The sequence below is a fragment of the Nocardia sp. NBC_00511 genome (assembly GCF_045161165.1).
Lineage (GTDB): Bacteria > Actinomycetota > Actinomycetes > Mycobacteriales > Mycobacteriaceae > Nocardia.
Map to the genome: position 1 here is coordinate 5,840,730 of NZ_CP107849.1, position 13,142 is coordinate 5,853,871.

At 67.1% G+C, this 13,142-nt stretch carries 13 protein-coding genes; 7 read left to right on the forward strand and 6 right to left on the reverse strand.

Annotated elements, in window-relative coordinates; translation table 11 throughout:
- Positions 1–42 precede the first annotated feature (42 nt).
- Positions 43–633: a dihydrofolate reductase family protein gene (locus tag OG300_RS27480; RefSeq protein WP_405485923.1), complete on the reverse strand. Its 591-nt coding sequence runs from the start codon at positions 631–633 to the stop codon at positions 43–45.
- 126 nt (positions 634–759) lie between these two features.
- On the opposite strand from OG300_RS27480, the gene OG300_RS27485 reads away from it, so the two are divergent.
- The 3 genes from OG300_RS27485 (at position 760) to OG300_RS27495 (ending at position 3,653) form a co-directional block, all read left to right on the forward strand.
- The gene (locus OG300_RS27485) at positions 760–1,785 is read left to right on the forward strand and encodes a sigma-70 family RNA polymerase sigma factor (protein WP_405485924.1); all 1,026 of its coding nucleotides are present in this window, start codon (positions 760–762) and stop codon (positions 1,783–1,785) included.
- Between the two features lie 159 nt (positions 1,786–1,944).
- Positions 1,945–2,415 carry a hypothetical protein gene (locus OG300_RS27490; RefSeq protein WP_405485925.1) on the forward strand — a complete coding sequence of 157 codons (471 nt, stop codon included), beginning with the start codon at positions 1,945–1,947 and terminating at the stop codon, positions 2,413–2,415.
- A gap of 224 nt (positions 2,416–2,639) precedes the next feature.
- Positions 2,640–3,653 carry a hypothetical protein gene (locus tag OG300_RS27495; protein WP_405485926.1) on the forward strand — a complete coding sequence of 338 codons (1,014 nt, stop codon included), beginning with the start codon at positions 2,640–2,642 and terminating at the stop codon, positions 3,651–3,653.
- Between the two features lie 26 nt (positions 3,654–3,679).
- On the opposite strand, the gene OG300_RS27500 is transcribed toward OG300_RS27495, so the two are convergent.
- Positions 3,680–4,282, reverse strand: a complete 603-nt coding sequence (locus OG300_RS27500) for a TetR/AcrR family transcriptional regulator (protein ID WP_405485927.1) — start codon at positions 4,280–4,282, stop codon at positions 3,680–3,682.
- Positions 4,283–4,379: 97 nt separating this feature from the next.
- On the opposite strand from OG300_RS27500, the gene OG300_RS27505 reads away from it, so the two are divergent.
- Complete coding sequence (locus OG300_RS27505) at positions 4,380–6,152, forward strand: amidohydrolase family protein (protein WP_405485928.1); 1,773 nt, start codon at positions 4,380–4,382, stop codon at positions 6,150–6,152.
- A gap of 1 nt (position 6,153) precedes the next feature.
- Here OG300_RS27505 and OG300_RS27510 read toward each other — a convergent pair whose 3' ends face one another.
- Complete coding sequence (locus OG300_RS27510) at positions 6,154–6,366, reverse strand: hypothetical protein (RefSeq protein WP_405485929.1); 213 nt, start codon at positions 6,364–6,366, stop codon at positions 6,154–6,156.
- A 53-nt stretch (positions 6,367–6,419) separates the two neighbouring features.
- Positions 6,420–7,628: a lipase family protein gene (locus OG300_RS27515; RefSeq protein WP_405485930.1), complete on the reverse strand. Its 1,209-nt coding sequence runs from the start codon at positions 7,626–7,628 to the stop codon at positions 6,420–6,422.
- A 225-nt stretch (positions 7,629–7,853) separates the two neighbouring features.
- On the opposite strand from OG300_RS27515, the gene OG300_RS27520 reads away from it, so the two are divergent.
- Entirely contained in the window at positions 7,854–8,270 is a 417-nt protein-coding gene (locus OG300_RS27520) for a DUF4189 domain-containing protein (RefSeq protein WP_405485931.1), read from the forward strand.
- A gap of 85 nt (positions 8,271–8,355) precedes the next feature.
- Here the strand turns inward: OG300_RS27520 and OG300_RS27525 are convergent, their stop codons facing one another.
- Positions 8,356–8,559, reverse strand: coding sequence for a cold-shock protein (locus OG300_RS27525; protein ID WP_067702963.1), 204 nt, complete (start codon positions 8,557–8,559; stop codon positions 8,356–8,358).
- Positions 8,560–8,797: 238 nt separating this feature from the next.
- A complete protein-coding gene (locus OG300_RS27530) occupies positions 8,798–9,616 on the reverse strand; it encodes an SDR family oxidoreductase (RefSeq protein WP_405485932.1) in 819 nt (272 codons plus the stop codon).
- 233 nt (positions 9,617–9,849) lie between these two features.
- Between OG300_RS27530 and OG300_RS27535 the strand changes: the two genes are divergently transcribed.
- Both OG300_RS27535 and OG300_RS27540 read left to right on the forward strand, forming a co-directional pair.
- A complete protein-coding gene (locus OG300_RS27535; protein ID WP_405485933.1) occupies positions 9,850–11,244 on the forward strand; it encodes a lipase family protein in 1,395 nt (464 codons plus the stop codon).
- A 220-nt stretch (positions 11,245–11,464) separates the two neighbouring features.
- On the forward strand, positions 11,465–13,114 hold the full coding sequence (locus OG300_RS27540) for a cutinase family protein (RefSeq protein ID WP_405485934.1): 1,650 nt from the start codon (positions 11,465–11,467) through the stop codon (positions 13,112–13,114).
- The last annotated feature ends 28 nt before the right edge of the window (positions 13,115–13,142 follow it).

The following is a 13,142-nucleotide window of genomic DNA, read 5'->3' on the forward strand; positions in this document are numbered from 1 at the left end:
GCCCCGGGAGGTTGTCACCGGGATGGGTCCCTCGCGACAGCCTCAGGCTCGCTTGAATTCGTAGGTGTGCAGGGCCAGGCCGTCACCGATCTTGCGGGTGGCGGTCAGGTGCAGGGGTTTCGGGTCGCTGGTCTCGTCGAAGAGGCGTTGGCCCGCGCCCACGGCTACCGGGAAGACGACGAGGCGGAGTTCGTCGGCCAGGCGCTGTTCCATCAGGGTGCGGGCGAGCTGATAGCTGCCGTAGATCAGGATTTCGCCGGACACCTTCCGCTTCAGCTCCGAAACCTCCTTTGCCGCATCGCCGTTGAGGACGGTGGTGTTGTTCCAGCCGGGGGCGTCGAGGGTCGATGACACGACGTACTTGGGGATGTTGTTCATTCGATCGGCCCACTCGGGGCTGACGCGGACCTCGGCGTCCGGCATCCGGGAGGCGAACCACTCGTAGCTCCGCCGACCCAGCAGGAGCACTTCGGCGGCGAGGACTTCCGCCGTCTCGTTGACGACCCAGTCGTCGAGGTCCTTGCGCTCCACGAACCGGTGGAACCAGCCACCCGACTCGAGACCTTCCTGGCCGTCCGGGTCCTGAACCACCCCGTCGAGGGTGGCATTCGCGCTGATGACGATCTTTCCCATTTCGTGCTCCTATGACCGTGTTGTCGACTAGCACTGGTCTAGACGCCGCACTGCCGGAAAAGGGGGCGCTGCGCCGGACCGCCCCGTTCGCGCCGCCGCCGACGTCCATACAGGATGGAAATCCATATGCGGGACGAGGTGACGAACGTGGAGTCGGCGAGAACAGATCTGCTCTCCAGGGCGCGAGCCGGTGACGGCGAGGCGTTCCGGGCGTTGACCGAGCCACACCGCCGCGAGCTACAGGTGCACTGCTACCGGATGCTCGGATCGTTCCAGGACGCCGAGGACGCCCTCCAAGACACGATGCTCGCCGCATGGCGAGGTCTCGAACGTTTCGACGGCCGCGCATCACTGCGCACCTGGCTCTACCGCATCGCCACCAACCGCTGCCTGGACACGTTGCGCGCCGCCCGCCGCCGCCCAGCCAAGCAGTGGGACATCCCGGGAATCGATCCGCCGCAACCCACCAGCCTCGGCGAAATCCCTTGGCTGGAACCATATCCCGACGCTCTACTGGATGGTGCGTTCAACGTGCCCCTCGGCCCCGAGGCACGCTACGAGCAAACCGAATCCATCTCCCTGGCCTTCGTCACCGCCCTGCAGATCCTCCCGCCCCGCCAACTCGCGGTCCTCATCCTGCGCGATGTCCTCGGGTTCCGCGCGAGCGAAGTGGCCGAAATGCTGGACACCACAGTCGAATCGGTCAAGAGCGCCCTCAAACGCGCCCGCGTGGGCCTGCAGCACACCCCTGCCCGACAGCAGCCTCCTGCCACCGCCTCCCCCGCCGAAGACGCGATCGTCGCGAAACTGGTCACCGCCTACGAATCCGCCGACATCACCGCCCTGGTCGCCCTACTGACCGACGACATCTTCATGTCCATGCCACCGATCCCGCTGGAGTACCAGGGCCGAGACAATGTGGCCCACTTCTTCACCCTCATCTTCGACTCGATCCCGAGATTCGAACTGGTGCCGACCCGAGCCAACAGCCAGCCCGCCTTCGCCGTCTACCGCCACACCCCCACCGGCACCCACGCCTCCGGCCTCCTCGTCCTCACCCTCTCCGGCAACCGAATCGCCACCATGACCATCTTCGAGCACACCGTCCTCCCCAATTTCGCCCTCCCACAATCCCTCCCGAGTTCCAACTGATCAGACAATGAGATTTACTCCCCCTTTACTTATGCTTGCATCGCAACTTCCGGAGGGGGAAACATGGACAGACAGCGAAGTAGGAGCAGACCGACCAAGGCGCTCACATACGCCGCTATATCGGCCGTACTGGCTGCCCTGACTACGTCATGCGGACTGGTGGCACCGCCGAAACAGCATGTGCACGCGCAGGAGTCGCGTGATTGCGGGCGCGGAAGGTTCGACTTCTCCGCCCGCGAGGCCCGGGAGCCGCTGGGATACAGCAAGACTCTGTATCAGAAGATGCTCGATGCGCAGGAGAGCAGGCAGACGGTACCCATGCTGGATATCACCCGTGCGGCGGGGTGGTCGGACGAGTGGGATCGGATGGTTGATGTCTGGGAGCACACCGATGAGGCCGAGTTGAATTCCCGCGCACAGACTCCCGGGTATTGCTGGGACGGACTGCCCGCGTCGGCTCCCGACTCGGATCATCCGTCGGATGGCTTCTATTTGTTCGTTCGAGACGGCAGACCTGTGCAGTTCGTTCGGTATCAGCTCAGCAGGTATCCCATCCAACTGTTGAGGGGTGTGGTGGTGACCAAGGAGACGGTGCTGACGTACCAGGGCTCGAAGCTGAGGCCGCAGTAGCTTCCGCACCGAACCGTCGGCTGAAACCCTTGGCGAAATCGTTGGGGGAGTGCATGTGCGGTTGCGGCCGGTGGACAACGGCAGCCTCACGGATTCGGTTGTGTGATTGGGGATATGGACACGGGTGGAGACGGGGATTCCATTCAGGCGTTATCGGCCGCGACGGGAATTCGGTGCAGGTCTGCTTATACTGACGGCTGTTTGACGACCGTCCGGGAGGGTTTGTGGTGGGGGGCGATTGGCTGCTGGGCGTCGCGTTCGGCGTGACGGCGACCGCTGCGGCGAGTCTGGATCCGGCGCTGCGGCAGGTGACTCCGATCCGACTGCCGAACGGCGTGGGCGTGAACCCGCCGCATGCGGAAGCGGCGATCGCGGCACTGCGGGCGGCATTGATCTCCGGGCAGTTCAGCAGTGGCGGGCAGCCGCCGTCGGGATTGGCGCTGGCATATCCCGACGAGTGGCCGCTGGAGCGGATCCAGCTGCTGTTGCACGCCGCGACGGCCGTCGGCTATTCCGCGAATCTGGTTCGGCTGCTGCCGTTCTCGGAGGCGGCCGGACACCATCGCGAGATCTACCCTGAGGACAACCCGGCCTCGGCCGCGGCACGGGGAGCGCTGTTGGCGGCGACCGGGCCCATCTACGCGAATCAGATTCCCCAGCAACCGGTTCCACTGGGCAGCCCGCCGGCGGTCACGGCACCCCCGACGAATCGAGTGCCGTGGATTCTGGCGGCCGCCTTCGCCTTGGTCGTCGTGATCGCCGGTGCGGCAACGGCGGCCGTCATCCTGACCGGAGGCGACGATGACACCACCGTCGCGACCGCTACCAGGACAACGGGATTCGCCCTGCTGAGCCCCACCGCATCCGCACCGACCACGACGAGTCGTGCTGCGGACCCGTCGGCATCCCCGCTCCCGCTGGCAGCCGCCCCTCCCCCGCCGAGCAGCACGCCCTCACCGGAGCCGCAGCCGACCGCGACGACGCGACTCGCTCCGACCACGACTTCCGATGCACCCGCGCCCGCCGCGCCCAGCTCCGCGGACACTCCCCCGACGACAGACATTCCCGACCTTCACGAAGCCGCCATCCGCGGCTACTGCCGAGGGCTGCTCAACCAGGTCGGCAAATTCCCCGGCGGCCTCCCGGCGATGCGCGCCCAGGTGTCGCCACCACCGTTCACGTCCCCCTCGGATTGGTCCGAGGCCTTCGACCGCGCGGCCAGCGGATCCTGCCAGTAGCTCGGACCGAGGCGATGCCGACCTGGTCAGAGCCGGTAGGGGCGCAGCATGTCCACGATCAGTGACATGCGTTCGGCGTCGAGCTCGGGCCACGGGTACGGGACCGCGGTGAGCGCTTCACCGTCGAAGAAGTGCATGACCATCATCAGCAGGATGTAGCGGTTCTCCGGCGCGAAGTCCTGGAAGGCCGGGACGGCACTGCTGGCCGCGGCCATGGCGGTGATGTACTGCGACATCACCATGTTCAGGCGCTCGCGCAGGTCGGGGTCGGTGCGGGCGGCGACCAGCAGCTCGATCCAGACCGAGTTGATCGGGGTGCGCGCGCCGCTGCGGATCAGCGCGAGGATCGCGCCGATGTCGCTCTGGTCGGGCAGGTTCGCGAAATCCGTTGTGAACTGCTCGATCTGGCGGTTGGCGACTTCCTCGGCGGCGGCCAGGACCAGGTCGAGCAGGGTGGCGAAGCGGCCGAACAGTGCGCCGTGCGAGACGCCCGCGCGGGCGCAGATCTCCTTGGTGGAGGTGCGCGCGTAGCCCTTCTCGACGATCGAGGCGATGGTGGCGTCGACGAGTTTGGCGCTTGTTTCGGCCCGGCGCTCGGCCTGCGTACGCCGCATGCCCGCGTTCGTCATCTGGCGAACCTTACCCTAACGTGCCATTTTCGCATTCTATATTTCGACCACTCGCAATATTTGTTACCGTTCGGGGAGTATCCGAGGAGGGACAGCCATGTTCGACATGATCATCCGCAACGGGCTCTGGTTCGACGGAACGGGCGCGGCCCCACAGCTGCGCGATCTGGGCATCCGGGACGGGATCGTCGAGTCGATCACGGCCGATCCGCTCGAGGCCGATCCGGGCACCGAGGTGATCGACGCGGCGGGCAAGTGGGTCGCACCGGGCTTCGTCGACGTGCACACCCACTACGACGCCGAACTGCTGGTGCAGCCGGACCTGCCGGAATCGGTGCGACACGGGGTGACCACGGTGTTCCTCGGAAACTGTTCGCTGTCCACGATTCTCGCGCCCAACGACGACTGCGCCGACATCTTCAGCCGCGTCGAAGCCGTCCCCCGCGAGGCCGTCCACACCGTGCTCGAGGAGCATCGGGACTGGAGCACGCCCGCCGAATACGCCGCCGCCCTGGACCGACTGCCACTGGGGCCCAATGTCGCCGCCTTCCTGGGACATTCGGATCTGCGTACGCACGTGCTCGGGCTCGGCCGCGCGGTCACCCGCGACACCAAGCCGTCGGCGGACGAGCTGGCCCGGATGCAGGGGCTGCTGGAGGACGCCATCGACGAGGGCTTCCTCGGCATGTCGTCGATGACCAATACGCTCGACAAGATCGACGGAGACATCTACCGATCCCGTTCGCTGCCCTCGACCTACGCCCGCAATCCCGAATTCCGGGCCCTGAACGCGGTGCTGCGGCGGCGCGGCCGCATCCTGCAGAGCGCGCCGACGATCAACTTCCGGCCCAATATCTGGAAGTTCTTCGCCGCCAGCTCCGGCCTGTTCGGGCGTTCCGCGCTGCGGACCTCCCTGCTGTCGGCGGCCGACTCGAAGGCGTACCCGCCGATCGTCTACTTCATGATGTACGCGGCCCCGCTGCTGAATCGCTTCGCGCGCACCGACTTCCGCTGGCAGCATCTGCCGGTGCCGTTCACGGTGTACGCCGACGGCATCGATCTCGTGGTGTTCGAGGAGTTCGGTTCCGGTGCCGCGGCCCTGCATCTCAAGGACGAGGTCGAGCGCGACGAACTGTTGCGGGACAAGGAATATCGCCGCCGGTTCCGCAAGGACTACGACGACAAGTTCAGCCCGCGGATCTGGCACCGCGACTTCTTCGACGCCACCATCGTCGCCTGCCCGGACGAGACCGTCGTCGGCAAGACCATCGGTCAGGTCGGCAAGGATCGCGGCCTGCACCCGGTGGACGCCTACCTCGACCTGGTCGTCGAATACGGCACCAAGCTGCGCTGGCGCACCACCATCGCCAACGACCGGCCCCGCTACCTCGACAAGCTGGCCACCAATCCCGGCGTGCAGATGGGGTTCGGGGACGCGGGCGCGCACCTGCGCAATATGGCCTTCTACAACTACCACCTGCGACTGCTCGAACGCGTGCGGTCCGCGCAGGCCGGTGGCCGCCCGATCATGACCGTCGAGCACGCCGTGCACCGGCTCACCGGGGAGCTCGCCGACTGGTACGGGCTCGACACCGGGCATCTGCGGGTCGGTGATCGCGCCGACATCGTGATCATCGATCCGGCCGGGCTGAACAGCTCCGTGCACGAGCTGCACGAGAACCCGATGCCGGAGTTCGGCCTGGACCGGATGGTCAACCGCAACGACGGCGCGGTCGCGGCGACCATCATCAACGGCACCGTCGCCTACCGCGACGGCGAATTCACCTCGGGATTCGGAAAGGACTGGGGCACAGGCAAATTCCTGCGCGCCCACCGGACCGAACGCACCCCCGTGGCGGTACCGGCCTGAGTCAGTTGAGCGCCGACGTCATCGCCACCGCGATCGGCCCCAGCAGGGGCAGCGCGACATTGGAGAGGGCGTAGACGATCGTGTAGGACATGAGCGGGGTGGCGTTACCCGCCACCTGCTGCACCGCGGTGTCGGCCTTGACGCCGCGATCCAGCCGGTAGCCCAGGGCCGGAACAGCTTTGGCGAGGTCGGCCTTGGATCCGGTGAGCCGCACAACGGGGAATGGCGACTCATTCGAAACCTCCCTCGTAGCTGTGGCGCTCGCGGTCAGTGACAGTTGGACGGGGCGGGCAGACCGGCGAAGCGGTCGGCGAGATAGCGCACCGCGTTCATGGTTCCGGGGAACATCGCGCCCGCGTGGTCGACGCCGGGGATCACGTCGAACTGCACGGGAGTGCCTGCGGCGCAATAGCGTCCGGCGGTGTCCAGCGCCGGTTGCAGCGGCACCTGGTCGTTCCCGCCGTGCCACTGGTAGATCGGGGCGCGCGGAATGCCCGGGAACTCCTCGAGCGCGTTGGCATGGAACGTCGAGACGGTACTGAACTCGGATTCCATTCCGCTGGTGAAGAATTCACCGATGGAGTGACCCGCGCCCGCCGAGATGATGTCGTCGGTGCAGGAATTGGCGAGGCGGTCGCGCATGGCGCGGCCGGCGGGCGTGAGCGCCCGGTCCAATTGCAGCGCGTCCGGGTATTCCCGCTCCAGACCCATGGCCACCGCGAAGCCGAGACCGAACAGCGGATGCGGGTGATCCCCGATCTGCACGGCCATCTGGCCCGGGTTCACCGGCAGGCCGCCCTGCGCGACACCGACGATCGGCAGCTCCGGCGCGTACTCGGGCGCGAGCGCGGCGGCGAAGCCGGTCGACATCGCCCCGCCGGAGTATCCGGCCAGCCCGACCGGCGAATTGCCAAGGCCCGCAGGGGCGAAGCGTTGCACCGCGCGAATGCCGTCGAGGGTGATCTGCCCGCCCATCCGGGCCGCACCGTAGGCGCTGTCGGGTCCGAGGTGATCGGGCACGCTCACCGCCCAGCCGCGCGCCAGCAGCAGGTTCAGCGCGCCGGCTTCCTTCAGCCCGCCGGCTTCCTTCAGCCCGCCGTCGAACAGCGCGTGCGACGGAGCGCATTGCAGGCCGAGGGAATTCACGAATGCCTGATATGACAGCAGCGGGCGGGGCCCGGCTCCCGGGCTGATCAGTGTGGTCACCGCGGCGATCGGGCCGCCGGTGGAGTCGGTCGATCGGAACAGCAGTTGCCAAACCTGCGATCCGGGAAAGCGACCGTTCGCGACCGGCCGTGCACGGAGCACGTCACCGGGCGCGACGCCCGCTAGGTTGTCCGGGGCGGCGTAGAAGCCGTCGGGATCCGGGGCCGGATATACCGGCCCCGCCGAGGCCGCCGGCGCGGCGCTCAGCACCGCGGCGACGATCCCGAGCGTGCAGGCCAGCAGTAATCGCGCCTTCGGGCGTAGGTCCACATTCACTCCGCATCTTCGAGACAAATTGGTCATAGCCAGTTCGCATCACTCATCTCGAAGGTTTGGTGCGAATGTCAGGCCGGTCTCGACCACCTCGCGCCACCCGCCATCGATGGCGAGAGCATCGGCCCCGGCGGCCAATCATGCTGAGCCACTGCGTTATCGAGTTGTTGCTGTCGGTCGGTCCGGTTAGGGTGTGGGCGAAAGTTCTTGTGGGAGGGAATCATGCGCAACACACTCTGGATCTCGCGTGCCCATTTCGGGTCGAAGGTCATGGCAGCGGCGGTCACGGTACTGGCGATCGGGTCCGTCGTATCGGCGGCGCCGGCACAGGCCGCACCGACCAAGGGATCCATCGCGATCAGCCGTGACGGCCGCGGGTTCGCCATCGCGACCGGATACGACAGCTACGAGGATGCCGAGCAGGCGGCCGAGCGGAAGTGCGGGCCGGACTGCGAGTGGAAGACCACCTGGGGCAGCCAGTACAAGTGCGGCGCGGCGGCCATGGCCCCGAACCGGCACTGGGGCTGGGCGCGCGGCGACTCACAGGAGGAGGCCGAGCAGAACGCCATCAACGAGGCCGGGCCGGGGGCCTGGGCTCGGGTGTCGGGCTGCGAGACCATTACTCGCGACCCCGCCTGACCTGCGGTAGCTCGAAAAAACAGGCTGACACAAACAGGAAAGCCCCGCACCGTGAGGTGCGGGGCTTTCCAGCTATCCAAGTCGATCAGATAGCGCGGACGTCCTGGGCCTGCGGGCCCTTCTGCCCCTGGCCGATCTCGAACTCGACGCGCTGTCCCTCTTCAAGGGACTTGAACCCCGAGCCGGACACGGCGGAGTAATGGACGAAGACGTCAGGTCCGCCGCCATCCTGCGCGATGAAGCCGAAGCCCTTTTCGCTGTTGAACCACTTCACACTGCCTTGAGCCATTGCTTTACTTCATTCTTTTCTGTAGATGAGCCGAGCGGATCACTTCGAAGGCCCGGTCTCTGCTTACTAGGGTGCCAAGAAACTTCCGATTAGTCGCTACCTGGACCGAAAATTGTGAGGCAGCCAACCCTGAGCGACCAGGGTGACGGAGGTGATCACGGGCCCGAAACCCGCCTCCGACCGGCCGTTACCGGTCGGAGACAGGGCGTCAAGTGGCCTTGATGAACATTCGGGCGAATCAGTCGCCCTGCGCGGCGATCGAGACCGGTTGCCACTCACGCCAGCTCGCCAGGCGCGATTCGTAGTCCGCGGTGGCGATGATGAGCGGCAGTTCGCCGAGGAACAGGCGCAGCGGCGGCTGCTCGGCGTCGACCACGGCGAGGATGGCGGTGCGGGTCGCGGTGGGTTCGCCGCGCTTGACCGAACCGCGCTGGCTCGCGCGGGCGGCCCGGCCCTCGTCATAGGCCGGATTGGGGGTGGCGTGCTTGGACGAGGGTCCGGCCCAGTCGGTGTCGAAGCCGCCGGGTTCGATCAGCGTGACGTGGATGCCGAAGGGCGCGACCTCCTGGGCCAGCGACTGCGAGAAACCTTCCAGGGCCCACTTGGAGGCGTGGTACGCGCCGAGGTTCTGGAAGGCGGAGATGCCGCCGATGCTGGAAACCTGCAGGATGTGGCCGCTGCCCTGGGCCCGCAGGATGGGCAGTGCGGCCTGGGTGACCCACAGCGCGCCGAAGACATTGGTCTCCAGCTGGGCCCGGAACTCGTCCTCGCTGAGTTCCTCGATCATGCCGAACTGGCCGTAACCGGCATTGTTGACGACGACGTCGAGACGGCCGAAGTGCTGGGCCGCCTGCTCGACCGCCGCGAAGTCGGCCGCGCGGTCGGTGACGTCCAGCCGCAGCGGCAGGAAGGTGTCGGAGTACTTGGCGACCAGGTCGTCGAGCGTGCTCAGGTCGCGTGCGGTGCCCGCGACCCGGTCACCACGCTCCAGCGCGGCGAGCGCCCACTCGCGTCCGAAACCCCGTGATACCCCGGTGATGAACCAGACTTTGCTCATACGTCGACCCTAGCCAGCTGGAGTGCACTCCAAGCAAGGTCGAATTGCCAACGCGCCCAATCAGTTCTCGCACCCGACTCGCCGTGGTGTCCACCTGTGACCGCATTCGCTCACCGGCGGATATTGCGATCGGGGTCACAGGGGTGCCATAGTGAGCGCGGCAATATTGAGACTGCGCAGTCTCACACTGCATGGGCTCATGAAAACGGGGATCAGGGTAAGGAAGTGGGTCGATGAAGACCAGGCGACTGACCGGGCGACTACTGCGATTCGGGACGGTGTCCCTCAGCGCCCTGGTGGTGGCGGCACTGGCCGCCGCACCGGCGCAGGCGGAGCCGGACGCACCGGCGATTCAACCGGCGACGCTGCTGCCGCTGCCGCCCGAATTCGATCCCGCGTTCTACAACCCGGCCGCCGACGTGGTCGCCGCCACCGCCCCGGGCGGCATCATCGCCGCCCGGCAGGTCAATGTCGCCAACTTCGGGCTGATCCCGCTCAATGTCGACGCCTGGCAGGTGTCCTACCGCTCCAACGACTCCCGTGATCAGCCGATCGCGGCGGTGACCACGCTGCTCAAGCCGCGCGGCACCGCGCCGACGCCGCGCAAGCTGCTCTCGGTGCAGATCGCCGAGGACTCGACCGCCGGATATTGCAGTCCCTCCTATGCGGTGCAACAGTTTTCGGCGTCGGCGATCGTCGGTCAGATCGTCGCCCCGGCCGAGTTCCTGTTCGCGCAGGCCGCGCTGCAGCACGGGTACGCGGTGTCGATCCCGGATCACGAGGGACCGAATTCGGCGTACGCGGCCGGGCCGCTGGGCGCGCGCATCACCCTCGACGGCATCCGGGCGGCCACCAACTTCCCGCAGCTGGAGGTGGGACCCGGTGCGCCCGTGGCGATGTACGGCTACTCCGGCGGCTCGATCCCGACCGGGCACGCCGCCGAACTGCACAAAACCTATGCGCCGGAACTGAATATCGTCGGCGCGGCCGAGGGCGGCGTCGGCGCGGATCTGGGCGCGACCCTGCTGATGGCCAACAATCAGGCCACCGCGGGCCTGGTACTGGGTGCGGTGCTGGGACTCTCACGCGACTACCCGGACTTCGCGGCGCTGCTGGATCAGAAGCTCAACCCGCTGGGTCAGCTGCTCAAGACGGTCAAGGGGCCGCTGTGCGTGCAGTACCAGTCGGCGCTGATTCCGTTCCTCAACATCACCGGCTTGATCAACAGCCCGGATCCGCTGAACGAACCGGCGGTCAAGCAGGTGCTCGAGGACACGCGCCTGGGTAAGACGCTGCCGGACATGCCGATGTTCATCTGGCATTCGCGCTGGGACGAGATCCTGCCGTTGCCCGCCACCAACCAGCTGGTCGACACCTACTGCCAGGACCCGAAGGCGCAGGTCACCTACACCCGGGACTGGGCCAGCGAGCATATCGCCGCCGAGGTCACCGGCGGTCCGGCCGGACTGATGTGGCTGTTCGACCGGCTCGAGGGCGTCCCGGCCGCGCAGGGTTGCTCGATCACCGACTCCCCCACCATGCTCGGCACGCCGGGTGAGCTGGGCATGGTCTCCGACATGCTCGGCGAGACCCTGGCCTCGTTCTTCGGCAAGCCGATCGGGGCCTGACCGAAAGATATATGTGGGCCCGCCGGATGCGAATCCGGCGGGCCCACTGCCGTATCCGGGGCGTTGCCGAGAGTGTGCCGGGGGTGACCACTCCCACCCGGAAGTAACGCCCGGGTCTCCCCGAACGACGTGTCCGGTGGTACGCGGCCCGGTTCGACTCGGGCCGCATAGTTCACTGTCGGGGTGAAATGGGGATCTGGTCATGGAGTTTCGCGACCAAGTGAAGAGAAGCCGGGAATTCTTCCGGCGACATCGCATCGCGTCCGCTGTCGCGGCGCCCGCCGTGCTCGGCATCGCGGCGGCGGTTGCCGCGTCGTTCGCGTTGACCTCTCCCGGCCCGAAGTCGGCCGACCCGGAGCTCACCGCCTCGGTCACGGAATGCCATGACATGGTGACGATCTCGGTGGCCGGGCGCAATGACACTCCGGTCGCGGGCACCACCAAGATGTTGCTGGACAAGGACGGCAACGAGCTGCCCGCCGCGCTGTCCGGTGATCACAGCAGCCAGTGGGTCGACCCGGTGGTGAACGCGCCCGCCGGTTCGGTGGACCCGAATTCCTATGCCGCCGTCTACATCGCCTACCCCGCCAACCTCAACAGCTACGAGGACGCGGTGAACACCGGCGCCGCGAACGCCGAACAGGTGATGCGCGATATCTCCGCGGCCTGCCCGGACACCAAGTACTCGATCGTCGGCTACAGCGAGGGCGCCGACGTGGTGCGCCGCGTGGCCCAGGAGATCGGGCACCAGAGCGCCGGTTCGGATGGCAAGTACGGGATCGTCGATCCGGGCAATGTCGCCGGTGTGGTGATCCTCGCCGACTCCGGGCGATCCGCCGGTGAGGGCCCGTTCCCGGGCGCGAAGGATCCGAATCACCCGGACAACTTCGACACCAACTACCAGACCGGCAAGAACGTGGCGGGCGGACAGGGCGCGCTACCGGACCATGCCGGTGACTTCGGCGCGCTGAACGGCAAGATCGCCTCCTTCTGCTCCGACGGCGACCTCACTTGCGCCGCGCCCCAGAACATCTCGCTGCTGCAACTCGCGATCAACGTGGGACGGCAGATCAACGCCGACCAGATGCAGGCCGAGGGGCTGAACCCGACCACCGGCATGGACGTGGCGGTGGTGCTCGGCAAGATCGCCGGAAACGCGTTCGCGGACATCGCATCCCGGCCGAACTGGTGGACCGGCAACGAAACCTTCCTGTCGGTGCTGCTGCGGGTGTCGGCCCCGGACTACAAGCCGGGTCAGCCGGTCGCCGACGCGACTCCGGCGAGTTCCATCGAGGCACAGAACATGTCGCCGCTGGCCTACCTGCCGCAGAAGGTGTTCAACGAGGTCGTGGGTCTGATCACCACCAACCAGAACACGATTCCGGTGATGCTCAGCGATCCGTACAACCTGACCCTGGGCCCCAACGGCACCGGACATCACTTCGACTACTGGCGTGACTCGGATCCCAACAACGGCAAGCCGCTGACCTCCGCCGAATACGCGGCCGCCTGGCTCACCCAGCTGGCGCAGCAGGCCCAGGCGCATCAGTTGACCACCACGCCGACCACGCCGACGACGACCAGCAAGTCGCCCGCCGCCCTGGCCGCCGTGCAGTCCACGCCGACGACCGGATCCACCACGCCCACAACGGGATCCACGCCGACCACCACGCCCGGGGCGACGACCACCACGCCGGCCACCACCACCCCGGCCACGCCGACGACGACGGTCACCCCCGACGCGACGACCACCACCCAGGTTCCGGTGGCCGCCGTCGCACCCACCACCACGACCGTCGCGCCGACCACCACGGTCGCGCCGACCACGACCACCACCGCGCCGACGACCACCCCGACCGCGGCGCACTGATCCACGAAAAATGCGGTGGCCCAGGATC